General features: G+C 72.6%; 18 protein-coding genes, 1 pseudogene and 1 riboswitch. Of the genes and pseudogenes, 8 read left to right on the top strand and 11 right to left on the bottom strand.

The features are described from left to right. Nucleotide 1: 1 nt before the first annotated feature. On the bottom strand, nucleotides 2-1,294 hold the full coding sequence (locus WAB15_RS19530; protein WP_407287018.1) for a peptidoglycan-binding protein: 1,293 nt from the start codon (nucleotides 1,292-1,294) through the stop codon (nucleotides 2-4). Nucleotides 1,295-1,679: 385 nt separating this feature from the next. Further along, nucleotides 1,680-2,666 carry a helix-turn-helix domain-containing protein gene (locus tag WAB15_RS19525; protein ID WP_407287017.1) on the bottom strand — a complete coding sequence of 329 codons (987 nt, stop codon included), beginning with the start codon at nucleotides 2,664-2,666 and terminating at the stop codon, nucleotides 1,680-1,682. A gap of 269 nt (nucleotides 2,667-2,935) precedes the next feature. On the opposite strand from WAB15_RS19525, the gene WAB15_RS19520 reads away from it, so the two are divergent. Continuing rightward, the gene (locus WAB15_RS19520) at nucleotides 2,936-4,018 is read left to right on the top strand and encodes a PP2C family protein-serine/threonine phosphatase (RefSeq protein WP_407289254.1); all 1,083 of its coding nucleotides are present in this window, start codon (nucleotides 2,936-2,938) and stop codon (nucleotides 4,016-4,018) included. A 22-nt stretch (nucleotides 4,019-4,040) separates the two neighbouring features. On the opposite strand, the gene WAB15_RS19515 is transcribed toward WAB15_RS19520, so the two are convergent. Continuing rightward, entirely contained in the window at nucleotides 4,041-5,192 is a 1,152-nt protein-coding gene (locus WAB15_RS19515; protein ID WP_407287016.1) for a DUF2332 domain-containing protein, read from the bottom strand. A gap of 280 nt (nucleotides 5,193-5,472) precedes the next feature. After that, nucleotides 5,473-5,628, top strand: a riboswitch (cyclic di-AMP (ydaO/yuaA leader). Nucleotides 5,629-5,639: 11 nt separating this feature from the next. Here WAB15_RS19515 and WAB15_RS19510 point away from each other — a divergent pair. Continuing rightward, nucleotides 5,640-6,764, top strand: coding sequence for a M23 family metallopeptidase (locus tag WAB15_RS19510; protein ID WP_399150364.1), 1,125 nt, complete (start codon nucleotides 5,640-5,642; stop codon nucleotides 6,762-6,764). A gap of 175 nt (nucleotides 6,765-6,939) precedes the next feature. After that, on the top strand, nucleotides 6,940-7,899 hold the full coding sequence (locus WAB15_RS19505; protein WP_399150363.1) for an aldo/keto reductase: 960 nt from the start codon (nucleotides 6,940-6,942) through the stop codon (nucleotides 7,897-7,899). 119 nt (nucleotides 7,900-8,018) lie between these two features. Here the strand turns inward: WAB15_RS19505 and WAB15_RS19500 are convergent, their stop codons facing one another. Beyond that, a complete protein-coding gene (locus tag WAB15_RS19500; protein WP_399150362.1) occupies nucleotides 8,019-8,324 on the bottom strand; it encodes a hypothetical protein in 306 nt (101 codons plus the stop codon). A 111-nt stretch (nucleotides 8,325-8,435) separates the two neighbouring features. Between WAB15_RS19500 and WAB15_RS19495 the strand changes: the two genes are divergently transcribed. Both WAB15_RS19495 and WAB15_RS19490 read left to right on the top strand, forming a co-directional pair. After that, nucleotides 8,436-9,389: a YDG/SRA domain-containing protein gene (locus tag WAB15_RS19495; RefSeq protein WP_407287015.1), complete on the top strand. Its 954-nt coding sequence runs from the start codon at nucleotides 8,436-8,438 to the stop codon at nucleotides 9,387-9,389. Between the two features lie 70 nt (nucleotides 9,390-9,459). Next, a pseudogene (locus tag WAB15_RS19490) lies at nucleotides 9,460-9,813 on the top strand (IS5/IS1182 family transposase); the annotation flags it as partial. Between the two features lie 86 nt (nucleotides 9,814-9,899). On the opposite strand, the gene WAB15_RS19485 reads toward WAB15_RS19490, so the two are convergent. The 5 genes from WAB15_RS19485 to WAB15_RS19465 all read right to left on the bottom strand — a co-directional run bounded on the left by WAB15_RS19485 (nucleotide 9,900) and on the right by WAB15_RS19465 (nucleotide 15,643). Next, complete coding sequence (locus WAB15_RS19485; RefSeq protein WP_407287014.1) at nucleotides 9,900-10,181, bottom strand: peptidylprolyl isomerase; 282 nt, start codon at nucleotides 10,179-10,181, stop codon at nucleotides 9,900-9,902. Between the two features lie 256 nt (nucleotides 10,182-10,437). Beyond that, nucleotides 10,438-11,793 (bottom strand): PrsW family intramembrane metalloprotease, encoded by a 1,356-nt coding sequence (locus WAB15_RS19480; protein ID WP_399150359.1) that lies wholly within the window; start codon nucleotides 11,791-11,793, stop codon nucleotides 10,438-10,440. Between the two features lie 28 nt (nucleotides 11,794-11,821). Next, nucleotides 11,822-12,700 carry a tRNA (guanosine(46)-N7)-methyltransferase TrmB gene (gene trmB / locus WAB15_RS19475; protein ID WP_399150358.1) on the bottom strand — a complete coding sequence of 293 codons (879 nt, stop codon included), beginning with the start codon at nucleotides 12,698-12,700 and terminating at the stop codon, nucleotides 11,822-11,824. A gap of 62 nt (nucleotides 12,701-12,762) precedes the next feature. After that, nucleotides 12,763-13,974 (bottom strand): L-2-hydroxyglutarate oxidase, encoded by a 1,212-nt coding sequence (lhgO, locus tag WAB15_RS19470; protein WP_399150357.1) that lies wholly within the window; start codon nucleotides 13,972-13,974, stop codon nucleotides 12,763-12,765. A 220-nt stretch (nucleotides 13,975-14,194) separates the two neighbouring features. Next, nucleotides 14,195-15,643: a hypothetical protein gene (locus tag WAB15_RS19465; RefSeq protein ID WP_030088381.1), complete on the bottom strand. Its 1,449-nt coding sequence runs from the start codon at nucleotides 15,641-15,643 to the stop codon at nucleotides 14,195-14,197. A 753-nt stretch (nucleotides 15,644-16,396) separates the two neighbouring features. On the opposite strand from WAB15_RS19465, the gene WAB15_RS19460 reads away from it, so the two are divergent. Beyond that, the gene (locus WAB15_RS19460; protein WP_407287013.1) at nucleotides 16,397-18,496 is read left to right on the top strand and encodes an asparagine synthase-related protein; all 2,100 of its coding nucleotides are present in this window, start codon (nucleotides 16,397-16,399) and stop codon (nucleotides 18,494-18,496) included. Nucleotides 18,497-18,680: 184 nt separating this feature from the next. Here WAB15_RS19460 and WAB15_RS19455 read toward each other — a convergent pair whose 3' ends face one another. Next, nucleotides 18,681-20,624: a sigma-70 family RNA polymerase sigma factor gene (locus WAB15_RS19455; RefSeq protein ID WP_407287012.1), complete on the bottom strand. Its 1,944-nt coding sequence runs from the start codon at nucleotides 20,622-20,624 to the stop codon at nucleotides 18,681-18,683. A gap of 219 nt (nucleotides 20,625-20,843) precedes the next feature. Continuing rightward, on the bottom strand, nucleotides 20,844-21,737 hold the full coding sequence (locus WAB15_RS19450; protein ID WP_407287011.1) for a TetR/AcrR family transcriptional regulator: 894 nt from the start codon (nucleotides 21,735-21,737) through the stop codon (nucleotides 20,844-20,846). Nucleotides 21,738-22,231: 494 nt separating this feature from the next. Here WAB15_RS19450 and WAB15_RS19445 point away from each other — a divergent pair, with 494 nt between their 5' ends. Next, the gene (locus WAB15_RS19445; protein ID WP_399150410.1) at nucleotides 22,232-23,557 is read left to right on the top strand and encodes an NAD(P)/FAD-dependent oxidoreductase; all 1,326 of its coding nucleotides are present in this window, start codon (nucleotides 22,232-22,234) and stop codon (nucleotides 23,555-23,557) included. Between the two features lie 311 nt (nucleotides 23,558-23,868). Then, entirely contained in the window at nucleotides 23,869-25,677 is a 1,809-nt protein-coding gene (locus WAB15_RS19440) for a SpoIIE family protein phosphatase (RefSeq protein WP_407287010.1), read from the top strand. The last annotated feature ends 47 nt before the right edge of the window (nucleotides 25,678-25,724 follow it).

Below are 25,724 nucleotides of genomic sequence, written 5' to 3'. Positions count from 1 at the left end.
ATCAGTAGCCCTTCGGAGGCCGGCTCGGGTCGAACTGCTGGACCCGGCCGGCGAGGTTGGAACCGTCGCGGTACACGCCGTACCTGACCATCACGTAGTTCATGGCCGCGCAGATGTTGGCCACACCGTCGTAGATGTTGTGCGAGGTCCCGGGCTGGTGGTTCTCGGCGAAGGTCTCCGGCATGACCTGCAGCAGCCCGCGCGTGCAGCTCTGCGGATGCCCGTCGCTCTGCTCGGGCCCGTGGGCGTTCGCGTCGTAGGTGTTCACCGCGTTGAAGCGGTAGGTCGACTCCCGCTTGGCCGCGGTCATGATGCCCTCCACCCAGTGGGTCTCGGGGACCTTGAGGATGTGGCAGGCCTCCTTCGCCGCCCTCGACGCGCTCCCGTCCGGTACGTGCTTGTACTCCACCGAGTCCAGGGGGATGGCGATGCGTCCGGTGCCCGGCTTGCCGTCGTCGTCCCGCTTGCGGTCGAAGAAGTCCAGCCCGTACACCCTGAACTTGTGCCGCTTGCCGAGCTCGACGAGCGAGTGGCGGCCGAAGACGCCGTCCGCGTCCGCGCCGGTGAAGCCGAGCTCGCGCTGGAACGCGGCCACCGCGGCCTTGGTCCGGGGGCCGAACGTTCCCGGCGCCGAGCTGTAGTCGAGCCCGACCTCCGCCTTCAGAGCGGCCTGCACGATCCGTATGGAGACGTTCCGCGCCCCGTAGACGACCTCGGAGGCCTTCACCTTGTGGTCCTCGTGGGGGAGCCGGTGCCCCTTCCAGCGCCACTCCTTGCGCGCCGCACCGCCCCGGTGATCGTGCGGATCGGCGGTCGGCGGGCACTCGTCGCCGGGGAACTTGGGCGCGAAGTACCCGACGATGCTCGCGCTCTTCCGCTCGGTCTTGTGCGAGTACACGCCGTTGCCCTGGTTGGCGTCCGTGGCGCCCGCCTCCACGGTGTTGCCGCCCTTGGTGTACACGTACGTCTCGTCGAAGCCGACCACGAGCTCCGTGTGACCGCCGTTGTGGAGGTTGACCCACGCCCCGACCGACGGGTACTCGGACCACTGGTCACGCTGCTTGGCCCAGTCGGTGAACCCGTTGACGTTGGCGATGTGCGGCACGAACTCTTCCAGGCCCGCGTCCGCGTACATGTCCCAGTCGAACATGACGCACCACGGCTCACCGTCCATGCCGTACTGCTTCCCGAACCGCGTCCGGTTGTTGTAGTCCCCGTCCACATTCGTCTCGTAGACGCCCTCCTTGATGCTCTGGACGTGATCGACCAGCTTTCGCCACTTCGGCGTCGTCATTACCGTTCCACCATCTGAAATAGTCGGCTTTCGCGTGTGCATGTTTCCGCCCCTTTTGAAGCGGAAAGCCGCGACTGGACACATGACGGGGGAAAGGGATGCGGGAGCGACCCCGGCGGGCAAAGTCCCCCTATGCCATCGGGAAGTTCGCCGCCTGCTGCGGACGGGACCGCCTTCGTCTCCTCCGTTGACGAAGACGGTCGGTTTTCCGCGTGCCCGGCGTCGGCCGGAACGCCAAGCCCCGGCGCACCGCCGGACGTTGTCGACATGCGCACTCAAATCCCCCTGTAGCACCGGTTCGACGGAAGCTTTTCGTCGAACCGGCGCCAGTCAAGAGTCCGGGAATCCGGCGGGGTTGTCGTTAGCGCCTGGTGCACAGGTTTTCTTAACCAGGAGTCGACTTCCCGGCAGTCAGTGCATGGCGCCGGTAGTCCTTCGGCGGAGTGCCGTACGCATTGCGGAAAGCGCGGCTGAAGTCGGCCGCGCAGGAGAAGCCCCGGCGGGCGGCGAGGGCGTGGATGGGGGCGGAGCGCAGCGCCGGGTCGGTGAGGTCGCGGCGGGCCGCCTCCAGCCGTCTGAGGCGTATCCAGGAGGCGACGGTGGCCTCCTCGTGCTGGAAGAGGCGGTGCAGGTAGCTGACGGAGATGTGGTGGGCGGCGGCGATCACGGCCGGGGAGAGGCCGGGGTCGTGCAGGTGCTCGTGGACGAAGCGCTTGATGCGCAGCATGAGGGTCCGCCGCCGGGTGTCCGGTGGGAGGGCGCTGTCGGTTTCGAGGGCGTGCGCGAAGAGCGCGATGACCAGGTCGGTCAGGACCGTGCCCAGCCGGGGGCCGTCGGAGGGCCGGTAGGGGGTGGTGTCCGCGCTCAGCCGGAGGAGGAACTGCGCCAGCAGCGCGCCGATCCCCGACCGGGTCGTCATCCGCCGTGGGACCGTGCGACGGGCCCCACCGCGCGGTAGGGGCAGCAGCGCCTTGGGGATCTCCGCCCCCACCGTGGTGACCGGGGCCCTGTCGCCGCGGATCTCCCACGGCAGCGAGGAATCGTTGATGACCAGGTCGGACGGCTGGTAGACGACCTCGTGGTCGTCCCACCTGCCCGCCCCCGTCCCGCCCACGACGAAGGAGAGGTGGTAGAGCTCCGGGTCGGACTGCCGGATCAGTCGCGGTGTGCGCCGCATCACCACCTGCGGGATCGTGGCCGGCCACACGGACACGGCGCCGAGGTCCAGCACGCGCTGGGTGGCCCGGAAGTCGTCGGAGTGGTCGCTGCTCAGGTGCATCGGAGCGTGGGTCTGCTCCAGACGCTCCGCCCAGTAGGACAACCGGTCCGCCGCCGGCACGTCCTCGCTCCGGAAAACCATCTCGTTCAGCATGTTTCCCCCTTCAAGCTGCACGCCCGAAGAGATGATCACGGACCCGGATAAGCGTCTGATGAACGTCTCCGACGGGGCCCGTCCCGTGACCCGTCCGGCCCCCGACGGCTCGCCGCACGGCCTCGCACCGGCAACCCTTGGGGAGTCGAGGCGGCCGACACGCCGCTGCTCGTACGGAAGACGGGCGGGAGCGGAAGAGGCCGGTGCGGATGCGGCAGGTCGACGGGCGCCCTACGGGCGACGGGGAGCGGCGGGCGCGCCGTGAGCGGATGCCCCCGCCGGTGCGGCGCCTGGCGCGCTGGCTCCCCGCCCTGCTGATCGCCGCCGGCCTCGCCTTCGACCTGGGGACCCCGCCCAGCTACACCGCCTCCCCCTTCTTCGCCGCCGCGCCCCTGGTCGCGGCGCCGCTGCTGTCGTTGGCCAGCACCGCCCTCACGGCCGTGGCCGCCATGGCCGGCGAGGTCTGGGGGGTGACGTACCGCAGCACCGCCCCGAACTACCACGAGTCGGTGACGGAGCTCGCCACGGTCTTCGTCGTCGCCCTGCTGGCGCTGGGCATCAACCGGGTCGTGCGGACGAGCGATGCCCATCTGGCGTCCGTACGGGACGTCTCGGAGGCCGCCCAGCGCGCCGTACTGCCGCTGCCGCCCGAGCGGCTGGCCGGGCTCGCGATCGCCGCCCGCTATGTGGGCGCGCGGGCGGACGCCGGGATCGGCGGCGATCTCTACGCGGTGCAGGACACCCCGCACGGCGTGCGGCTGATCGTCGGCGACGTACGCGGCAAGGGCCTGGAGGCGGTGGAGGCCGCGGTGGTCGTCATCGGCGCCTTCCGGGAGGCGGCGGAGCAGGAGACCACCCTGGAGGCGGTGGCCGGCCGGCTGGAGCGGGCGCTGCAGCGGGAGGGCAGGCGGCGCGGAGGGTTGGACCGGTTCGAGGGGTTCACCACCGCCGTGCTGGCGGAGATCCCCGCCAACGGGCGGCCCGCGCTGCGGGTCCTCAACCGGGGCCACCCGGCTCCCCTGATGCTCACCCCGGACGGCGGGCTGCGCGAGCTGGCCCCAGGGGCGCCGGCGCTGCCCCTGGGGATGAGCGAGGTGGCGAGCTGGCCCGACCGCTCGGACGAGACGTTCCTCCCGGCCGGCTCGCTGCTGCTGTTCTTCACCGACGGCATGACCGAGGCCCGCGACTTCCGCGGCCGCTTCTACGACCCCTCGAACCGGCTGCGCGGCCGCCGCTTCCCCGGCCCGGACGCCCTCCTGGACACCCTCGTCGAGGATGTGGCACGGCATACGGGCGGAGCCTCGGCGGACGACATGGCCCTGCTGGCGGTGCAGCGGCCCATGGGGGAGTAGGGGCGCGGCGCGTGGGGGCCGGTCAGCCTCTCCGTGCCGCCGCTTTCGGCAGCCGGTGCAGGCTCTCGCCGTGCGGGCCGGTGAGCGCGACCGGCCGCCCGTCCAGGGCGAGGGTCAGCCGTCCGTCCTCCGGGCGCCCGGAGTGGTGCTCCGGCGCGGTGATCCACGGCAGGACGGAGTGGTGCTCGTTGGAGATCCAGTGCCCACCGCCGGGCCGTCCGTCGAGCAGCGACCGTACGAGGCGCGCGAACTCCTCGCTGCGGGCGGGCGGAAGGTAGTTCAGCACGGCGCTGTGGAAGACGACCAGCGTCGCCTCGGGCGGTGCCGCGGCGGCCAGCGCGGGCAGCTCGTCGATCAGATCGCCGCGTACGATCCGCGGCCGCGGCGCCGCCCGTACGGCCTCGACGGCGGCGGAGAGCCGCGCCGTGCGCTCCCCCTCGCCCGGCCAGACGAGCGACTGGAGCCAGCGCAGATCGTCCGGTGCGCCGACGGGGTCGAGCGGGTTCAGATCGATTCCGGCCCGCCAGACGATCTCCGGCAGCCGGCCGGGCAGCTCCTCGGGCGCCCAGTCCGTGCGGCAGCGGAACTCCACCGGGCCGTCCGGCGCCCCCACCTCGACGGTCCGCGGGGTGCCCGCGGGCTGCCCCTCGTACCGGGAGGCGGACTCGTACCGGTACCGGTAACTGTCGGGATGCAGGCACAGCCCGGCCGACGCGCCGACCTCCAGCAGAGCCAGCGGCTGCGGCAGCCGGGCGAGCAGCGGCAGCAGCGTGGCACAGCGGGCCGGCTCGTTGGTCTGGGTGGCGCGCTGCATGATCACCGCGCGGACCTCGTCCCAGTGCCGGACCGTCCACTCGCGCCAGCGTCCGTACGCCGCCTCGTCGCGCGGGCCCTGCTCCGCGTGCGGGCCGTCGAGCTGGCGGACGGCGGCGAGCAGGAGGTTCGGCTGCTGCTTGTTGCCGGCCGGCAGCGACCCCGACAGCAGATCGCAGAACTCCGGGTCCTGGCTGATCCGCGCGGTCAGCTCCGCATGGGCGTCGGACCGTCCCCGCGCCTCCCGCCAGGAGAACTCCCGGTAGCGCTCCGCCAGATCCGCCGCCGCGCTCCGGCCGATACCGCCCTTGACGTTTCCGGAGCTCACGGTGTTCCCCGCGCTCTCGACGTTGACGACCATGATCCGACGTTACGCCCTCACGTTCCGTAACTGAGGGGCGCCCCTCCGCATAACGACTGACGCACAATCAGCACGAGATCGTTTAGGGGTGCATGGTCAACTCGCCCGCTTTGTTGGCATGGTGACCGAAAAAGTCCCCGCCACCTCTCATGCGGAACGGATAAGGATTCCCGGGAAGGCTTGGAAAACAGTCGCGACCTCTATTACTGTCCGATAACGCAGCGCGGTCGTCCCAGCCGTCGCAAGAGGCGGCACCGCGCGCCGACGCCGAATCCCGCATGCGCTTTTCACGCTCCTCCAGCACTTCGAACTGCACCAAGGGAACCGGGGAACCACCACCTTGGGGTGAATCGGGCGCCTCCGCCAGAGTGGCCCGTAGGAGACCTTCCTGCTCCGAACCCGTCAGCTAACCCGGTAGGCGAGAAGGAAGGAAAGGAGTGCGCCCCCGTGGCGTCCAACAGGCCTGCCCCCGAGGCTCCGTCCGCATACCGACTCGACCACCGAGGTGCCTTCGAAGGCCCGGGTGATCCGGAGGGCATAGCGGACATAGACGGCGACGGCGCATGGGAGGAGTGGAACCCCACAGAGGAGTCGCTCCGCCCGGTCCGCGGCAAGCACCGGGTGGCCAAGCAGCGCGGCGGCGGACTCGCCCGTAGCGGCACGGTCCTGGGTGTCGGCGTCATCGCGGCGGTCGGCGCGGGTGGCATGGCCACCGCCGAGGACCGACCGCCGGTCCCGATCTCCATGCCCGACATCGGCGGCATGGCCCACGAGATCTCCGACAGCCTCCCGGACGCCGAGGCCCTCCCGGGGATCGGCGGCCTCATATCCGACTCCGGCGGATCGGACTCCGGAAGCGACTCCACCGGCCCGCTCACCCAGGTCAGCCAGACCGGTACGACCGGTACGGGCGCCAACGCCGGCGAGGCGCTGCGCAGCCGCATCCTCCAGCAGGCCGACGCGCAGCAGGGCGCCGCCGAGGAGCAGGCCCGCGAAGCGGCCGAGGACGCCGCGGTCAAGCAGGCGGCGACGCGAGCGACCGCAGCCCAGAAGACGGCCCAGGACGCGGCGGACAAGGCTGCTGCCGCCAAGAAGGCGGCGGAGTTGGAGGCCAAGCGCAAGGCCGAGGAGGCGGCGCGCCGGAAGGCGGAGGCCGAACGGCTGGCCCAACTGGCGAAGAGCTTCATCACCCCCGTCGCCTCCTACACCCTGACCGCCAGCTTCGGGCAGGCCGGCGACCGCTGGGCCGCCGACCACACGGGCCAGGACTTCGCCGCACCGACGGGTACGCCCGTCAGGGCGGTGCACTCCGGCACCATCACCCAGGCCGGCTGGGCCGGTTCGTACGGCTACCGCATCGTCCTCACCCTCGACGACGGCACCGAGCTGTGGTTCTGCCATCTGTCCTCGATGGTCAAGACCTCGGGCAAGGTCAACACCGGCGATGTGATCGGCCGCGTCGGCGCCACCGGCAATGTCACCGGTCCCCACCTCCACCTGGAGGTACGCCCCGGCGCCGGCGACCCGATAGACCCGATGCCGTGGCTGCGCGATCACGGCCTGAACGTCTGAGGACTCGGCCCGCCGGAAGACGGGTCTGAGGGCCCACCGTGAGGTGGCGGCCTCAACGCGTCTCGGGAGGTTTTCCGAGTGCAAGCCCCGGGGGAATCCCCGGGGCTTCCCTCATTGCACCCCCCTTAACTCCTCCCCGGGAATAACTCCCTTCCTCCCCGCGCTGCAACAACGCATGACCTCGACACACCCCACCCCCCAGAACCGCCGGAACCTCGGCTCGCTCGCCGTCTCCCCGCTCGCCCTCGGCGGCAATGTCTTCGGCTGGACGGCCGACGAAGCCGAGTCGTTCGCCGTGCTCGACGCGTATGCGGCAGGCGGTGGCAACTTCATCGACACCGCCGACGCCTATTCCGCCTGGGCACCCGGCAACAAGGGCGGCGAATCCGAGGCCCTCATCGGCAACTGGCTGGCCTCCCGCCGCAATCGCTCCGAGGTCGTCGTCGCCACCAAGGTCGGTGCCCACCCCGACTACAAGGGCCTGAGCCCGGCCACCATCAAGTCCGCGGTCGACGAATCCCTCACCCGTCTCCGCACCGACTACATCGACCTCTACTACACCCACTACGACGACGAATCGGTCGAGGTCTCGGAGATCATCGGTACGCTCGACGAGCTCGTCCAGGCCGGCAAGGTCCGTGAGATCGCGGCCTCCAACATCTCCGCGCGGCGCCTGGAGGAGTCCCTGGCCTTCTCCGCCCGCGAGGGCGTGGCCCGTTACGTCGCCCTCCAGCCGCACTACAACCTGGTCTCCCGCGACACCTACGAGGGCGAACTCGCCGACGTGGCCGCCCGTGAGGGCGTGGGCGCCGTCCCGTACTGGGCCCTCGCCGCCGGCTTCCTCACCGGCAAGTACCGCCCGGGCACCGATGTCGACAGCGCCCGCTCCGCGAAGGCCGGCCAGTACCTCGCCACCGAGCGCGGGCTGCGCGTCCTTCAGGCCCTCGACACCGTCGCCGCCGCGCACCAGGCCGAGGTCGCCACCGTCGCCCTCGCCTGGCTGGCCGCCCGGCCCACCGTCGCCGCGCCCCTCGCCAGCGCCCGCACGGTCGGCCAGCTGGCGCCCCTCCTGGCCGTCGCCGACCTGACCCTCACGGAGCCCGAACTCACCCTCCTGAACGAGGCTTCGGCCTGATCCACCCACCGCGCACACGAGGGCGGGGGCAGGGCACGCCTGGTGCCCTGCCCCCGCCCTCGTCCGTGCGCCGGCCGCCGGCTTCGCTCACCCCGCCGGCCTCACTTCCCCCGCCGGCCTCACTTCCCCCGACGGTCGACCGCGGCCCACGACGCCAGCGCGACCCCGCCCGCGACCGCGAACACCGAAGGCCAGGCCCCGATCTTCTTCGCCAGCGGATGCGACCCCACAAAGGCCGCCACATACGCCCCGCTCAACGCCGCCGCGGTCTTCGCCCCGGCCTTCTCCTGCCACCCCTTGGCCGCCACGACCCCCGCCGCCGCGAGCGCCACCCCACCCAGGGGCCGCTTCTTGGTCCACCGGGCCACGCCGTAGCCGCCCAGCAGCCCACTCGCCGCCACCACACTCGTCGGTACGCCGGCCATCACAAACCTCCCACTCGGAGTCAACTGCCCCGAGCCTACGCGCGGGCGTAGTGCGTGGGGGGTACGGCGATCGGGGTGACGTGACGATCAAGCAGTTGGCAGTATTCATCTATGGCGAAGGCGAAATCGCGGAACCCCGTCACGTTTGGCGCCCCAGCGGGGGTCTATGAAGGTCAGCACTTCAAGGGGCATGCGGAGTTGCATGCTCGGGGCGTGCATCGGCAACTCGGACGGGGAATCTCCGGTACCGCGACGGAAGGCGTCGACTCCATCGTTCTCTCCGGTGGCTACCTCGACGATGAATATGGCGAAGACGAGATCACTTACACCGGCGAGGGCGGGCGCGATAGGTCTACCCAGAGCATGGTCGCCGATCAGACCATGGACGCGAGTGGAAACGCCGGCCTGTTGCTCAACCAAGCTCTTGGCAATCCGGTTCGTGTGATCCGGGGCTTGAACATCAAGCGCCAGAAGGCCACCGGTGGCTATGTGTACTGCGGCCTCTTCCGGGTGGCCGAGAGCTGGACCACGATGGGCAAGGAGGGCTTCCGGATCTGCCAGTTCCGACTCCTCAAGATCGAAGCTGGCGAAACGGTGAAGCCGCAACCCGTGTCGCCAGACGGTGACAGAGAAACCGACCTGGAAGAACAGTTCCGTCGGACCGTCGCCTATGAGCGCCTCATGCGCGACTCGAAGGTGGTTCGAAAAGTCAAGGACATGTACGACGATGCCTGCCAGGTGTGCGGTATTCGGCTGGTGGTCTCGCCCGATGGCAAAGCAATCAGTCAGGCGGCTCATATCCAGGCTCTAGGGAAGCCGCACAACGGTCCGGACACGGTGGGAAATGTGCTGTGCCTTTGCCCGAACTGCCATGCACTCTTCGACCGTGGCGCCCTCCAGCTCACCGACGGATTGGAGGTGATCGATGGGCTGACCCAGAAGTTCATTCGCGCGCTGACGCGGGTCAAAGGGCACCAGATACAGGTGAACTGTGTCCGTCAGCACCGAAGTCGATGGGCCGACCGGGCAGCGGTGCGCACCGCTGAGGGCGATGGGTCGTCGTAACGAGCCCCGTGCAGGGTGACACCCATGCCTAGGTCGCATCCGGTTGGTCGTGTAACGGCCTCACCAGCGGATCGTTCAACGCAGTAGGGGGCGGGGCGATCTGTCTGATCGAGAGCGGGCTCGGCTGGAGCCGCACCTTCCGAAGAACACCGGTTGGGGCGGACGTTGGAAGAAGCGCCGCATTGTCATGAACGACATTCTCTTCCGATTCCGGACCGGGACGGCACGTGGAACCAGGTCCTGCGTGCCGTCCAAGCTGCCGCGGATGCGGGAGGCCGGATCGACTCGAGCATGGAATTCCACGGAGTGCCGTGCACACCAGCATGCTGCCGGAGCTCGCCACCGGCCGGCCCGGATTCCGCGGCGACGCGTATCCCGGCGCGGCGTCTCCCGAGCTATGGCAACAACATCAGCCCACGCCGCGCCGTCCTGATGCCGACGAGCGCCTATCCGGTCGCTCTGTCAGGCGGAACCGGGCTACGCCTCCACGACGCAGCCTGGCCCATCGCCTCAGTCCTCCCGGCTGGTCACCTCAAGGAGGTGGAACCCGAACTGGGTCTTCACCGGACCCTGGACCGTGCCGACCGGGGCGGAGAAGACGACCTTGTCGAATTCGGGGACCATCTGTCCCGGACCGAACGAACCGAGGTCGCCGCCCTGGCGCGCCGAGGGGCACGAGGAGTGCTGCTTGGCGAGCTCGGCGAAGTCTGCTCCGGCCTCGATCTGCGTCTTCAGCTCCGACGCCTTGTCGGCGCTGTCGACCAAGATGTGACGTGCGGTTGCCTTAGCCATTTGTTACACCCTTTCGAGTACATATCAACGCTGCCAAGGGTTACGAGCCCAGGGACCTTCCAGGCGGTGGCGATCACGGCCCCAACCCGCCACAGGTCCCTTTGCCCTCCCATAGGCCGCCTTCGTAAGTCAGGCTGCACCATCTCATAGACGATCACACCTTGACCGATCAGGCAGGACCTTTCCCTGTTGTCGGTGCGGGGCCGCTGGTGCGAGGCGACGCCTCGGCGGCACCGCGTGATCCGCCGGACAGAACCTAGGCCTCCGGCGTTGGGCTCGTGTCGCAGTCCCCGTCCTTCTGCCCCAGCGCGCACGTCAGGGCCGGACGCCCCCACGGCTGGTAGTGCCGCAGGTGTTCCAGGAGGTGCTGCTCGCGGGTGGTGAAGTCGGGGGTGGGGCCGGTGAGGTGGGCGCGGCGACGGTGGAAGGAGAGGGCGGTGGCGACGGCGGTGTATTCGGTGACGGCGCGGGCAGCGGCGGGGCCCTGGGCGCGGTGGGCCAGGTCGCGGGCCAGGGCGCGGGTCGTGAGGGAGGACAGGGCGGCGGGCTCGGTGGGGGCGAGCCAGCCGGCGGTGATGTACGGGGCGAGGTAGCCGCGCAGGGAGAGGAGCTCCTGGCCGCGGGTCCAGACCGCCAGCCAGGTCAGGGCGAGCAGGACGGGGACCATGAAGAGCCCGTAGACGACCAGGAATCCGAGGTCGCCCAGTGTGGAGGCGGCGTTCCAGATGGCGTGCAGGAGGACGGCGGTCAGCAGGCCCAGGGCGGCGAGGGCGATACGGGCGGCGCGGCGGCGGGGGTAGCGGGTGGCGGCTATGCCGAAGGCGAGGCCCGTGAGGATGGTGAAGAGCGGGTGCGCGAAGGGGGAGACGACGATGCGGACGAAGAAGGTGCCGGCGGTGAGCGAGTCCAGGCCGGAGTGGCCCATGGACTGGTCCTGGCCGAAGGCGTTGCCCAGATAGAGGATGTTCTCGGTGAAGGCGAAGCCGGTGGCGGTGATGCCGGCGATGACGATGCCGTCGGTGATGCCGTCGAAGTCGGTTCGGCGGAAGCGGTAGAGGAGGAGGACGGCGGCGGCCTTGACCAGCTCCTCGATGACCGGGGCGAGCACCGCCGCGCCCCAGGCCTCGGCCTCGGTGGGGGACGTGGAGGCGATGTTGGCGGCCAGCCAGTCGGTGGCGAAGCCGTTGGCCAGCAGCGCGACCAGCGTGGCGGCGCAGGCGCCCCAGGTGAAGGCGAACGCGAGATTGCGCCAGGGCTCGGGCTCGATGCGGTCGAGCCAGCAGAACGCCGCGACGAGGAGCGGTACGGGGAAGACGGCCAGCCCGAGGCCGACGAGGAAGCCCTCGGTGCCGGTCTCCTGGCGGACCACGCCGACGATGATCACGCCGGAGAGCGCCAGCAGGGATATCAGCGCGACGGCGCGGATGGTCTTGCTGTGCCAGGGCGGTGTACGGCGGCGTGGACGGAGAGGCCTCTGCGCGGCGGCCGGGTCGGAGGTGTCGGACCCGTGGGCGTGGGGCCCCGGGGCGTGCGGTGCGTACGGCGGATGGGGTGTGTACGGCGGAGGGGCCGGCGGGCCGTGCGGGTGCGGGGACGGCTGGGACGAGTACACCCGTCGACCCTAACCAGGGCCGTGCGTCTTACTCGCCGAGGCGGCGGAAGAGCAGGTCGTGGACGACATGCCCCTTGTCCAGTCCCTGGCCCTCGAACTTGGTCAGGGGCCGGAAGTCCGGGCGCGGCGCATAGCCGGAGTGGAGGTTCTGCAGCGTCGGCTCCGCGGAGAGGACCTCCAGCATCTGCTCGGCGTACGGCTCCCAGTCGGTCGCGCAGTGGACCAGGGCGCCGGGCCTGAGCCGGGTGGTCGCCAGCGCGATGAACTCCGGCTGGATGAGGCGGCGCTTGTGGTGGCGCTTCTTGGGCCACGGGTCGGGGAAGAAGACGCGCAGGCCGGCGAGGGAGCCGGGGGCGAGCATCTCGCGCAACAGGATGATCGCGTCGCCGTTGGCCACCCGGATGTTGGACAGGCCGTTCCGCTCCGCGAGACCGAGCAGATTGCCCTGCCCCGGGGTGTGCACATCGCAGCCGAGGATGCCGGTGGCCGGGTCGGCGGCGGCCATCTGCGCCGTGGCCTCGCCCATGCCGAAGCCGATCTCCAGGACGACCGGCAGCCCGCCGAAGAACTCGTCGAGATCGATACGGGAGAGCCCGTCGATGTCCCGCCCCCACTGGGGCCACAGGCGGCGCAGCGCATCGGCCTGGCTGGGCGAGACCCGGCTGCGGCGGGGCTGGAAGGAGCGGATCCGCCGCTCGTGATGCGACCCCGCGGGGTCGGCTGCGGGACCGGTCCCGTCGGGGAACATGGGCGCACCGCGCCGGGGCGTGGCGGCGGATACGGCCGTGGCGCCGAGGCCGCGGGCCTCATGAGCGGCGGATGCCTGCGCGGGGGCCTGTGGGGCGCCTGCTTCGGCGGCACCGGCTTCCAGCGGGGTGGCTTCGGGGGTGACGGGGTTCTCGGACACAGTGTGTCGATTCTACGGATGGTGGCGCGGCGGGCGGGAACCGCCGACGGGAGGACCGCCGGTCACCCCCTCAGCACCCCTAGAGCCCGGCGTGCCACCTCCCTGCCGATGGGCAGCGAGGCCGTGGCCGCGGGGGAGGGGGCGTTGAGGACGTGGATCATGCCCGGGGACTCGCTGAAGAGGAAGTCGTCGACGAGGGTGCCGTCGGGCAGCACCGCCTGGGCGCGGACGCCGGCCGGCGAGGGGAGCAGGTCCTCCTCGCGGGCGGCCGGCAGGAGGCGGCGGACCGCGTCGGCGAAGGCGTGCCGCGACAGCGAGCGGTGCAGCTCGCCGGCGCCGTAGCGCCAGTGGCGGCGGGCTATCCGCCAGGAGCCGGGGTAGGCCAGGGTGCCGGCCAGCTCGGTGGGGCGGACCGTGCGCCAGTCGTAGCCCTCGCGGGCCAGGGCGGGGACGGCGTTCGGGCCGATGTGGACGGCGCCGTCGATGCCGCGGGTCAGATGGACGCCCAGGAAGGGGAAGGCGGGGTCGGGGACCGGGTAGACCAGGCCACGGACGAGGGCGGCGCGCTCCGGGGCGAGGGTGAAGTACTCGCCGCGGAACGGGACGATCCGCATGCCCGGGGCGTCGCCCGCCAGCCGGGCGATCCGGTCGCAGTGCAGCCCGGCGCAGTTGACCAGGGCGCGGGCCCGGTGGACCGTGCCGTCGGCGGTACGGACCGCCACCCGCCCCGGGCGGCGGCCGATCGTGGTCACCTCCGCGCCGTAGACGATCCGGGCGCCGGCGTCCGTGGCGAGCGCGGCGAAGCGGCGGGCGACGGCGCCGAAGTCGCAGACGCCGGTCGTGCCGACATGGATGGCGGCCAGGCCGCGCACCTCGGGTTCGTACTCCGCTATCTGGGCGGGGCCCAGCTCGCGCACCGGCAGGCCGTGCTCGCGGCCGCGCTGGATCAGGCCGTGCAGCCGCGGCAGCTCACTGCGGTCCGTGGCGACGATCAGCTTGCCGGTGACCTCGTGCGGAATGTCGTGTTCGGCGCAGAACTTCACCATCTCCGCCGAGCCCTGCAGGGCGAAGCGGGCCTTGAGCGAGCCGGGTGGGTAGTAGATGCCGCTGTGGATCACACCGCTGTTGCGCCCGGTCTGATGGCGGGCCGGACCGGGCTCCTTCTCCAGGACCACGACGCGCGTGCCCGGCGCGGCACGCGTGATCGCATGGGCCGTAGAGAGCCCGATGATGCCGGCACCGATCACCAGCACATCGCAGTCGTACGCCGCCACTGCACCTCCCCAACCGCATGACCGCAGGCCCGACCGTCGCCGCGGACCCGCGCATCATTCGCCGACGACGTATCCCATCATGACGGTCGGCACTGACAGCGCGGTTCGGGCCGTGGCGGACGAGCCCGCCTGCGGCCCGGCCCTGTCCGCCCCCGCTCCACCGACAACCCTGCTCCACCGACCCCCTGATCCGTCGGCGCCGCCATCCACCGGCCCGGCCCTATGCCGGCGCCGCCAGCAGCGGTCGCGCCCGCTCCCGCAGCTCCACCACCCGGGGCTCGTCGCCGTACGGCTCCAGGCGGTGCAGCAGATCGCGGACGTACTCCGTCGTGCGGGCCGAGGAGATCCGGCCGGCCACCTCGACCGCCCGGGTGCCCGCGGCACACGCCGCGTCCAGGTTGCCGGACTCCAGTTCGGCAACCGCCGACACCACCAGACGCAGCCCGTGGGAGCGTACGAACTCCTCCGTGGGGCGCGAGAGCGCCTGCTCGGTGAAGCGGCGGACCTGGCGGGGCAGCCGCAGATCCCGGTAGCACTCGGCGGCGTCGGCGGCGAAGCGCTCGTAGGAGTAGAAGTCCAGCCACGACGGGTCGGGGTCGCCGCTGCGGGAGCGCTCCAGCCAGCCCTCGGACGCCTTCAGCGCCACCTCGCAGGCGCGCGCCTCCCCGGCCTTGGCCTGCGCCCGAGCCTCCACCAGGCGGAAGAAGCTCATGGTGCGGGCCGTGGCCAGGCCGCGGTTGCGCTCCAGGGCGGCCTGGGCGAGGTCGACGCCCTCGTCGGCGAAGCCCCGGTAGGTCGCCTGGAGGGACATCGAGGCCAGTACGTACCCACCCAGGGGGACGTCGGCGGCCGCACGGGCGAGCCGCAGCGCCTGGATGTAGTAGCGCTGCGCGGCCTCCTGCTGGCCGGTGTCGAAGGCCATCCACCCCGCGAGCCGGGTGAGTTCGGAGGTCGCCCCGAAGAGCGCCCGGCCCACCTCGTCGCTGTACGAGGCGAGGAGCAACGGCGCCGCGTCCACGCGCAGACACTCCGGCACCATCGACGAACGCCAGTCCCCGCCACCGTACTTGGAGTCCCAGCGGCGCGCGTCCTCCGCGGCCTCGCGCAGCTTGCTGACGTCACTGTGGCCGACGTGCTGCGGGATTCCGCCGTCCCCGGCCGCCGCGGCGTCCTTGTCGCGCGCCTCGGCCGCCTCCCGCGCCACCGAGCTGTCGGCCGGGGATATCAGCCAGCGCGAGGCGGGAGTGGCGTACGCGCTGACGGCGAAGGATCCGGCCAGGCTCTGCCAGATGCCGCCACCGCCGGCCCGCCGTCCGGCCAGATCGAGACGGTAGAGCTCGGTCGCGGAGCGCACCGCGGCGCCCACATCGCGGGGGAACGCCAGGCCGACCTCGGGCGCCGGATCGGCGTCCGCCAGCCCGATCTCGTGCAGCGGCACCGGGCGGCCCAGTTTGCTGCCGATGGCGGACGCGATCAGATGGGGCGCGGCGCCCTGGGGCACCATGCCCTTGGAGACCCACCGTGCCACCGACGTCTTGTCATAACGCAGCGTCAGCCCACGCTGCGCACCGAGGTCGTTGACCCGGCGCGCCAGTCCGGCATTGCTGATACCCGCGAGGGCGAGTACGGTGCCGAGCTTTTCGTTCGGCCCGCGTATATCCCTGGACATGCGCACCCCTCGACACACCGACAGCCGCCCCGCTACCCCGGGGCATGCGTCCACCCAGAGTAGTTCGCTGAATCCCGACCGTTAAGAGCCGGTGTCCCGGATGGCGAGATTCATGTTCAAACAGGGGTACGGGAGTTGGCATGTGCTCCGGGTACGTGTGCCCGTGCGCCCGTCCGTGCGCGCTGGCCGCCCGTCTTCGGGAGCGCTTCCATGGCTTCTGCGTGGGTCGGCCCGCTGCACTGGATCCAGTGGGCTGGGGGACACCGTCACCTCATTCCCCGCGGGTGACGGTCCGGTCCGGGGGGCGAAGCCCGCCTCCCGGACCGTCGCGCAAGCCGGTCGCCGACCGGCCGCCCACGGGTTGACACGACGCCCGAACGTGTCAACTCGACTACAGGGAACGGACTTTGGCCGAAAATCGACGGATGGTGATTTCGCGCCGCGGCGCACTCGGAGCCGCCCCGGGGGCCACACGGGGGGCCTCCCGGGGTCGATGCGACGACGTACGCGTCCGAGTCCGTGGCGCATCGCTCCGCGGCCGCCCGTCCGTCCCGCGGCCCGCCGCCGGCCCGTCGATAGCGCGTCCGTACCGCGCGCCTGCCGCGAACTGCTCGTATACAGGCCCGCCTCGGCGCCTCCTCCGCGCCCCCGTCATGGCAGCATGGTCGCCGCAACGGCTTGGCGACAGCTTGGCAATCCGCTGTACGGGGCGGCCCTCGGCCCCGGCGGACGGGGAATCGGGTGGAGGCGGCGATGCGCTGGTTGGTGGGGTGGAGCAGTGCCCCCACGGGATCGTCCCCCACAGGGCCGGCAACGGGTGCGGAGAGCCGCACGGTCCTGCCCGTAGGCGCCCAACTCCTGTGGGGCGACCCGGATCCGCTGTGGGCGGTCGGCGACTGGCGGCCCGACGAGGTCCGCGTCGTACAGGCCGACCCCGAGACCCGGCTCGCCGTGTTCGGCGTCTGCGGGGCCACCGACGACCAACTGCGGGTCGGCCTCTTCGCGGCGCGCGGGGGCGCACTGCGCCACCTCACCGCCTGGGCCGGCAGCTACACCGCCGTCGTCCAGGTGGGACGGCGGATCACCGTCACCGGCGACCTGGCCGGCGCCCGCCCGGTCTTCCACGCCCCCTGGGCCGGCGGCACCGCGTACGCCACCGCCGCCCTCCCGCTCGCCGACCTGATAGAGGCCAGCCTCGACGTCGGGCACCTGGCCGCGCTGCTGGCCTGCCCGGACGCCCCCGAGGCGCTCGGCGCCGGCACGCCCTACGAAGGGGTGCGCAGGATCCCGCCGGGCCACGCCCTGGTGCTGCGCGGCGGCGTCCGCGACATCACCTCCTACGAGCCGACCGCCTCACTCGCCGTCGCCGCACCCCAACTCGCCCCGGAACAGGCCGTGGACGGCGTCCGCGACGCGCTGGTCGAAGCAGTCCGCGCCCGGCTGGCCGGACCCCGCCACGCGCCCGATCCGGACGGCCTCGACGGCCTCGACCCCGGCCCGGTGCCCGGTATGGGGCCCGCCGAGCGGCGCGCCGCACGGGGCGGGCCGGCCCCCGGCATCGGCGCCGACCTCTCCGGAGGAAGCGCCTCGGGGACCCTGGCACTCCTGGCCGCCGGCCTCCCCGGCCAACCCGGACGGCTCAACGGCCACGGCGAGCGCCTGCTGGCTGTCACCTTCAACGACCGTGCCACCAAAGGCGTGCAGGCCCACCGGGACGCCGAACTGGAGCGCGCCCGCAGCATCGCCGACAACCCCCGGCTGCACCATGTCGTCGTCGCGGCCGGCGAAGAGGCTCTCCCGTACGCGGATCTCGAAAGCGGCCCGCTCACGGACGAGCCGGGCCCGTCCCTCACCACCGCGAGCCGCCACCGCCGCCGGCTGCTGGCCGGCAGCGCGGACCACTTCGTCGGACACGGCGCCCGTCAGGTCCTCGACGCCCACCCGGCCCGGCTCGCCGACCTCCTCATGGACCGCCGTCGGCGCCACCTTCTGCGCCCGGTCACCGCGCTGGCCAAGGCGGACGGCCCGTCCGCGCACTCCGTGCTCGTGCCCTTCACCGTCTACCGCGCCGCCCGCAGGCTCGCCCGTACGCCGTACCCGGCCGGTGTCGCCGAGGCCGCGCGCCGCCTGCTGGAGCGGCAGTTCGCCGACGAGCCGGTGGCCGCCGGGGCGGTGGACGCCTCGCTGGCCGCGCTCGCCTGGTGCCGGCCGGGGCCCGCGGCGCGCTGGCTCACCGGAGAGGCGCTGGCCGAGGTGTCGGTGCGCCTCAGCGACGCGGCGAACCGCTCGTCGGCCGCGGGCCGCCCCGGCGAGCGGCGGGCCCGCGCGGCGCTGGCCCGCCAGGCCGCCGACCACCGCGTCTTCGAGCAGGCCGCCGAGGTCCGCAACCAGCGGCTGCACGCCCCCTTCCTCGACAATCAGGTGGTGCTCGCCTGCCGCGCCCTGCCGGACACCCTGCGGGTGCAGCCGGGGGCGCGGGCGGCCGTACTGCGCTCCGTACTGGCCGGCGCCGGCGTCCGGGACCTGCCGCCCGGATGGGGCGCCACCTCGCACCTCACCCAGGCGGCAGCGGTACGCGCCGGACTGCGCGGCGCGATCGGCGAACTGGTGCGGCTCTTCGACGCACCACTGCTGGCCGACGCGGGGCTGATCGAGGCGCGGGTGGTCCGCAAGGCGCTGCGGGCCGCGGCGGAGGGAGCACCGCTCCCGCTGGACGGGTTGGCCGAACTGGTCTCCACGGAGCTGTGGCTGCGACGGCTGGTCGCGCGACGGGGAACGTGCTGGACGGGAGCGGAGGGCGCGCGCCAACGGGCGCTCGCGCAGGGCGTGGTCCCCCGGGCGCGGTTGTCCTGAGGCGGGCGGGACGGGCCCGCGGCCCGGCGGCCCCGTCCCGCGGGACCCGGTAGCCCTCCCCGCAACGTCCCCTCACCGACAGCCGATCGCGGCCTCCACCTCAACGACAGCCGATCTGCGACTCCACCTCAACCGCAGCCGATCTGCGGTGCCATCTCAACGACAGCTGACCTGCGACCACGCCTCAACGGCAACTGATCTGCGACTGCGCCCAGTCCCCCACCACCGCCACATCGAGCGGCGACACCGGCTCGGCCACCAGCCGCAGCGTCTTGCGGCCCGCCAACGGGACATGCACCGGCACCGCGCGCTTCCCGCCGCGCACCACCGACGACCGCCACAGCCGCTCCCCGTCCGCGTAGACGGAGAAGCGCAGCGCACCCCGCCCCAGGTTCAGATCGTCGACGCCCACGACGGCGTCGTACGCGGTGCACTGGCGGTTCAGGTCGATGGTCACCGAGGACGGCGCATGCACGCTCACACCGTGCCCGTACGTGGTCCCGGCGATCTCCGGGGACTGCCGCTGCCACAGCCAGCTGCTCCCGAAGGTGCGCACCTCCGGTTTGCTGCCGTCGCCCATGAAGTCGTGGTCGAGCGTGTTGAGTTGGTACGCGGTCGGCTCGGGCAGCGGCGGCTTGGGGGAGGGCTTGGGCGGCGTGGGTGTGGGCGTCGGAGTGGGGGTCGGCGTCGCAGTCGGCGTGGGCTTCGGCGACGGCTGCTGCGGCGTCGGATCCGGCGTCCGCGTGGGGCTCGGCCGATGCGTCGGGGCCGGCTTCGGGGCCGGTGCGGCACCGGACGCCGGCGGCAGCGGCTTCGGCGGCGCCGGCGAGGGCTTCTGCGGTGCGGCCGGGGCCGGCCGCGGGGGTCTGGCCTGTGGCTGCGGCGCGGGCTGCGGGCTACCGGTCAGCGTCAGCGCGAGCGCCGCGCCCGCCACCACCACCGCCCCGACCCCGACACCGACCTTCACCGGCGCGCCGAGCCCCTCACCCAGGGCGGCACCACCGGCACCTCCTGCACCACCCGCACCGGAACCACCACTTGCGGCCGCGGCCGCGCCGGCACCGGCCGCCGCACCCGCCCCGGCGGCCCCCACCGCCGCGGCGGCCGCCTTGACGGCGTACCCGGCGGCGAACCAGCCGATGACCGCGACCGGCAGCAGCGCCCCGATCCGCTGATTGACGTCCGCGACCTCCAGCGCGGCCATCCGGCACCGGCCGCACTCGTCCAGATGCTTGCGCAGCCCCCGCTCGGCCCGCATCCGCAGCCCGCCACGGGCGTACGCGCCGAGCCGGTCGGCGTACCGGGCGCAGTCCCCGCCGGCCGTCAGCGACCGGCTGACGTGTGCCTGGAGGTACGCCTGCCGCAGTCCCTCCCGGGCGCGGTGCGCCAATACAGCGGTGGCGTTCGCGGTCAGCCCGAGCAGTGGGGCGACCTGGCTGGGCGACTCCTCCTCCACCGCGGTGTGCCACAGCACCGTCTGATAGCGCTCCGGCAGACTGCGGAACGCCTCTATGGCCATGGACTGCTCGGCCTCGTGCATGGCGCGCACATCCGCGCCCAGATCCAGCGTGTCGTCGTCCCTCGACGAACCGGCCGATGTCACCGCGAACACCGCGAAGTCCTCGACCAGCTGCTCGCGCCGCGAGGTCTTCGCCCAGGAGGCGGCGACCCGTCGGACCGCCGTCAGCAGATACGCGCGCACCGCGGAATCCGGGCCCGCGCCGCCGCGCACCGCCTGGAGCGTACGGGCGAAGACCTCGCCGGTCAGATCCTCCGCGGTGTGCACGTCCCGGCAGCACCGGCGGGCGTAGCGCCGGATCGCGTCGGCGTGCCGGCGGTACATCTCCTCGTACGCGCCGTCGTCGCCGGCCCGCATGTTCGCGATCAACTGGGCGTCGGACGGCGGGAGTTCACCACTCTCGGAGCCGACGGACGAGACCGCACGGCCACCCGGACCGCGCTGCGGCGGCACACTGTGGCCGTCGCCCGCCGGACCGCCGGCGCGGTCGTGCCGCTCGGCCGGCCCGGCCGCCGGGGGAGTGGCCCCCAACGGCCCGGTCTGGCCAGGAACCTGCCGCGACGGCGTCGTCCCGCTGTCGCGCCGTTCGTCCCGCCCGTCAACACCCATCGCCGAGGCCCCCGAAGCCGCCGTCACACCCGAATACCGCGCAAGAGTGCCACATCGCGCCCCGGCGCCCGAGGGGGCGGCCGGCCAACCACTCGTCCGGGGCGGGTACGCGGACGACCGCACGGGCGTTCACCCGTACGAGCCGCACCGACCCGCCCGGCCGCCCCGTCCGGCGGACCCGGCCATCGGGCCCGTCCGGACGCGGCCGGCCGGCGGACGTCACCGGGCGGGGCGCGAGCGCAGCCCCTCCAGCAGGATCTCCAGCAGCCGCGCGGAGGCGGCCTGCTGATGAGCGGGGTCGGGCAGCGCGGGCGCGCCCGTGGCGATCACCAACAGGACGTCGGAGACCGTCACATCGGCCCGCAGCTCACCGGCCGCCCGGGCCCGCTCCACCAGCCGCCCGACGACCTCCAGCAGCGCCTCGGCGCCGGCCGTGTCCCCGGCCGGGCCCGGCGCGCCCTCGGCGGCCGCCGGCTCCTCCCGCCGGTCGACCAGCCGGAGGTCGGCCGGCGCACCGTCCGCACCGGGCGCCATCCGCTGCTGCGGCACCCGGGCCTCGCCCAGGCCGTCCGGCAGCCGCGCCGCGTCCGCGCCGTCCGATGCGGGCCGCGCGGACCGGTCGGTCTCCGCACTCACCCGCAGGATGCCCGGCGGCAGCAGCCGTCCGGCACCCGAGGCGACCGATGTCCGCAGAAAGCGGGAGAGCGCCGACCACGGGTCCTCCTCCTGACCCAGCGCCGCGCGCGCCTGGTCCGTCAACCGGGAGGTCTCCTCCTCGGCTATTCGGCGGACCAGGATGTCCTTGCTCGGGAACCGGCGGTAGACCGTGCCGACCCCGACCCGGGCCCGGCGCGCCACGTCTTCCATCGGGGCGCCGTACCCCAACTCGCCGAAGACCTCGCGCGCGGCGCGCAGCACATGCTCCAGATTCCGCTGCGCGTCGACCCGCAGCGGCGTGCTCCGGCCGCCCGCGCCCGTACCGGCGCCGTTGCCGCCGACCCCGTTGGTGTTGCCGTTTCCCTTACCGGCGTTGCCGCCGATGCTGCCGCCACCGCCGTCCGAGGCATGTGCCATCGCGACGGCTGCCGGCCATTGAGAGCCCTGAATGTGCATATTGATCCCCCGGTTATGACGTCTCCCCCCGGAGACTCCCCGCCCTGACGGTCGGGGCGTACCGACGAGAGGGTGCACCCCAACGAGATACGAACATAGTTGAGCCCGGGTCAAGATTGAAGGGGGCGTTCCGCGCACTGCGCCCCCCGATCGGCCCAACGGGCCGGATCCGCCCGGATTTCGCCCCTGCCCACCCGTGCCACCCACGCCTGACCAGCACGCCTTCTCCAAGGTGCACGGAATCAGCCGTTCCGTCCCCAGAGCCGCGCCCGGTCACACATTTCGACGAGCCTGTGGACAAAGGCGCGCCGGCGGTGCGTCATGGAACAGTGCTGTGCTTTCCCGGGGGCACAGCGCCCGATAGGGGCCGCGCCGGCCGGCCTACGGATCGGTGGCGCCCCGGGGCTGGTCGACCCGCGAGGAGAACCCCTGTGAAGGCAGTGTCTTCGAACGATGTGGCGCGCATTCTCGTTGTCGGCGGCGGCTACGTGGGGATGTACACCGCCCTGCGGCTGCAGCGGAAGCTGAAGCAGGAGCTGCGCCAGGGCACCGCCGAGATCATCGTGGTCGACCCCGAGCCGTACATGACCTACCAGCCGTTCCTGCCCGAGGCCGCGGCCGGATCCATCTCCCCGCGCCATGTCGTCGTGCCGCTGCGCCGCGTGCTGCCGCAGTGCAAGGTCGTCGTCGGCGAGGTCACCGCCCTCGACCACACCGAGCGCAAGGCCACGATCACCACCCTGGCCGCGGAGGAGACCGGCACCGGCGCCATCGAGGTGGCCTACGACGAACTGGTCCTCGCACCGGGCTCGGTCTCGCGCACCCTGCCCGTCCCGGGCCTGGCCGACGTCGGCATCGGTTTCAAGACCGTCGAAGAGGCCATCGGACTGCGCAACCACGTCCTCGAACAGCTCGACATCGCCTCCTCCACCCGTGACCCCGCGGTCCGCGACGCCGCGCTGACCTTCGTCTTCGTCGGCGGCGGCTACGCGGGCGTGGAGGCGCTGGCCGAACTGGAGGACATGGCCCGCTACGCCGTCCGCTACTACCACAACATCCAGCCCGAGGACATGAAGTGGATCCTGGTCGAGGCCACCGACCGGATCCTGCCCGAAGTGGGCCCGGACATGGGTCGCTACGCCGTACGGGAGCTGCGCGGCCGCAACATCGACGTACGGCTGGAGACCAGGCTGGAGTCCTGCGAGAAGCGCGTCGCCGTCCTGAGCGACGGCTCCCGTTTCCCCACCAGAACCCTGGTGTGGACCGCCGGCGTCAAACCGCACCCCATCCTCGCCGCCACCGGACTGCCGCTGAACGGCCGCGGCCGCCTGAAGTGCACCGCCTCCCTCCAGGTGGACGGCGTCGAACACGCCTGGTCCGCGGGCGACGCGGCCGCGGTCCCCGACCTGACGGCCGAACCGCCGGACAAGCCCGACGAGCCCCGCACCGTCTGCGCGCCCAACGCCCAGCACGCCCTGCGCCAGGCCAAGGTCCTCGCCGAGAACGTCGCGGCGGCCGTGCGCGGCGGCCCGATCGTCGACTACGAGCACAAATACGCCGGCTCGGTGGCCTCGCTCGGCCTGCACAAGGGCGTCGCCCACGTCTACGGGCGCAAGCTGCGGGGCTACCCGGCGTGGTTCATGCACCGCGCCTACCATCTCGGCCGGGTGCCGACCTTCAACCGCAAGGCCCGGGTCCTGGCCGAATGGACCCTCGCGGGCCTGTTCAAACGCGAGATCGTCTCGCTCGGCTCGCTGGAGAACCCGCGCGCCGAGTTCGAACTCGCCGCTGGCACCGGCCGGCACAACGAAGCCAGCTGACGCGCCGGAACACCGGCGAAGTCGAGGCACCGTCACCCGTCCGGCGGCCGGAGAAGGCGGAGCGCGGAACTCCACACCGGCTCCCGGGTATCTGACGGATGACCGTCCGGTCGGCCACACTGGACGTGTGACCATGGGTGGGCTCGTATCTGCAAAGAGTGACAATCACGAGGATTCTGGACGTTTGCTGCATTCTGCAAAAGGGCGCCGAGAGTGTCCCCAGCCGCCCCTCCCCCGGCCGACGGCCGGGAGGTCCCGCCATGCCGACGGCCCGATCCCGCGCGACGACGCGAAGTAAGAGGTACCCCTCCGTGATCTTCACGCGCTGGAGCGCCAAGTTCCCCGGCACGCAGCGGCGCGCCGCCGCCCGGTCCGACCGCGCCGCACCCCGCCCCGCCCCCGGCACGCCGGCCGCCCCGCCCGCCGACGCCTCCGAGCCCGCCGCCGCGACCGTCGACGGCCCGCCGGTCCCCACCGCGGCCGCCACCGGCTCCGTCCCCGCGGCCCGCGACGAACGCGCCGACCCGGACACCTCCCAGGGCGCCACCCCCGTGGCCCTGCCGCCCACTGTCGACGCCCTGTCCGTCCATCAGATCCTCGGCACCATTCCCGCCCTCGTGGCCGTCGTCTACGGCCCCGAGCACCGCCTCGCCTACGTCAACGGCGCCTACGCCACCGTCTTCGGCTCCCGCCCGGCAGGCCGGACCGCCCGCGAAGCCCTCCCCGAACTCGACGCCCTGGGCCTGCTCCCCCTGATGGACCAGGTCCTGCGCAGCGGCAAGCCCCGCACGGTCAAGTCCCGCAAGGTACCCGGCGGCGCCGGCGGCGACCGCACCCGCGACGGCTACTACACCTTCACCTGCACCCCGATCGAGGTCGCCGCCAGCGGCCCGGCGCCCGACCCCGAAGTCGCCTGCGTCGCGCCCCACAAGGGCGTGCTGGTCTTCGGCGCCGAGGTCACCGACCAGATCGAGTCCGCCGAACGGCTGCGCGCCAGTGAGGCCCGCCAGCGCGAGGCCGCGGTCACCCTCCAACGCTCCCTGCTGCCCCAGGAACTGGAGCAGCCCGACGACCTCCGCGTCGCCGCCACGTACCAGCCCGGCGGCATGGACGCCGCGGTCGGCGGCGACTGGTACGACGTCATCACCCTCGGCGCCGGCCGCACGGCCCTGGTCATCGGCGACGTCATGGGCCGCGGAGTGCGCGCCGCCGCAGTCATGGGCCAGCTGCGCACCGCCGTACGCGCCTACGCCCGCCTCGACCTCCCGCCGCACGAGGTACTGCAACTCCTGGACGGCCTGGCCGCCGAGATCGACGCAAGTCAGATCGCCACCTGCGTCTACGCCGTCCACGACCCCAACGAGGGCCGTCTGGTCTACGCGTCCGCCGGCCATCTGCCGATCCTCGTACGCGACCCCGACGGCACGGTCCGCCGCGCCGCCGAACCCACCGGACCGCCCCTGGGGACCGGCGGCTGGCTGCACACCTCGGGCTCCGTCCCCCTCGGCCCCGGCAGCAGTGCCGTCCTCTACACCGACGGCCTGGTCGAGCGCCGCGACAAGGACATCGACCACGGTGTCGAGGCCCTGGAGCGCGCCTTCGCCGGCGCCGCCGGCGACCCCGACATCGTCTGCGACCGCCTGCTCCGCGCCCTGGGCATCACCGCCACACACGACGACGACGTCGCCATCCTCGTCCTCCAGCACCCCGAGCGGACCGGCCACGACGCCGAGCTGTTCCACAACGCCGCCCTCGAACTGCACGGCGGCGTCGAAGCGGCCCCGCGCGCCCGCGCCTTCGCCTCCGGCGTCCTGGCCTCCTGGCGCTTCTCGCCCGAGTTGCACGACCTCGGCGTCCTCGCGGCCAGCGAGCTGGTCGCCAACTCCCTGCAGCACGGCACGCCCCCCATGCGGCTGCGTCTGCGCCGCACCGACCGCCGGCTGATCGTCGAGGTCACCGACGGCGACGACCACCTGCCCCGGCGGCGCCGCGCCGAACCGGTCGACGAGGCCGGCCGAGGCATCTCGATCATCGCCACCATCGCCTCCTCCTGGGGCTCGCGCCGCACCCCAGGCGGCGGCAAGGCGGTGTGGTGCGAATTCGCCCTGCCCAGGGGGTAGCAGCCGCCCGCACATGCAGACGCCGCCCCGCCCCCCACTACAGGGGG

Source organism: Streptomyces sirii (assembly GCF_045690365.1).
Classification (GTDB): Bacteria; Actinomycetota; Actinomycetes; order Streptomycetales; family Streptomycetaceae; genus Streptomyces; species Streptomyces sirii.
This window is presented reverse-complemented; position numbering and strand designations above follow the sequence as displayed.

What these genes read in the sequence shown, in the direction of transcription:
- WAB15_RS19525 (WP_407287017.1), bottom strand. Translation starts at nt 2,666, where the DNA reads ATGCTGAACGAGATGGTTTTCCGGAGCGAGGACGTGCCGGCGGCGGAC.
- WAB15_RS19455 (WP_407287012.1), bottom strand. Translation starts at nt 20,624, where the DNA reads ATGGGTGTTGACGGGCGGGACGAACGGCGCGACAGCGGGACGACGCCG.
- WAB15_RS19485 (WP_407287014.1), bottom strand. Translation starts at nt 10,181, where the DNA reads ATGGCTAAGGCAACCGCACGTCACATCTTGGTCGACAGCGCCGACAAG.
- WAB15_RS19530 (WP_407287018.1), bottom strand. Translation starts at nt 1,294, where the DNA reads ATGACGACGCCGAAGTGGCGAAAGCTGGTCGATCACGTCCAGAGCATC.
- WAB15_RS19520 (WP_407289254.1), top strand. Translation starts at nt 2,936, where the DNA reads ATGCCCCCGCCGGTGCGGCGCCTGGCGCGCTGGCTCCCCGCCCTGCTG.
- WAB15_RS19465 (WP_030088381.1), bottom strand. Translation starts at nt 15,643, where the DNA reads ATGTCCAGGGATATACGCGGGCCGAACGAAAAGCTCGGCACCGTACTC.
- WAB15_RS19450 (WP_407287011.1), bottom strand. Translation starts at nt 21,737, where the DNA reads ATGCACATTCAGGGCTCTCAATGGCCGGCAGCCGTCGCGATGGCACAT.
- WAB15_RS19495 (WP_407287015.1), top strand. Translation starts at nt 8,436, where the DNA reads ATGGCGAAGGCGAAATCGCGGAACCCCGTCACGTTTGGCGCCCCAGCG.
- WAB15_RS19500 (WP_399150362.1), bottom strand. Translation starts at nt 8,324, where the DNA reads ATGGCCGGCGTACCGACGAGTGTGGTGGCGGCGAGTGGGCTGCTGGGC.
- WAB15_RS19445 (WP_399150410.1), top strand. Translation starts at nt 22,232, where the DNA reads ATGTACACCGCCCTGCGGCTGCAGCGGAAGCTGAAGCAGGAGCTGCGC.
- WAB15_RS19460 (WP_407287013.1), top strand. Translation starts at nt 16,397, where the DNA reads ATGCGCTGGTTGGTGGGGTGGAGCAGTGCCCCCACGGGATCGTCCCCC.
- WAB15_RS19505 (WP_399150363.1), top strand. Translation starts at nt 6,940, where the DNA reads ATGACCTCGACACACCCCACCCCCCAGAACCGCCGGAACCTCGGCTCG.
- WAB15_RS19515 (WP_407287016.1), bottom strand. Translation starts at nt 5,192, where the DNA reads ATGGTCGTCAACGTCGAGAGCGCGGGGAACACCGTGAGCTCCGGAAAC.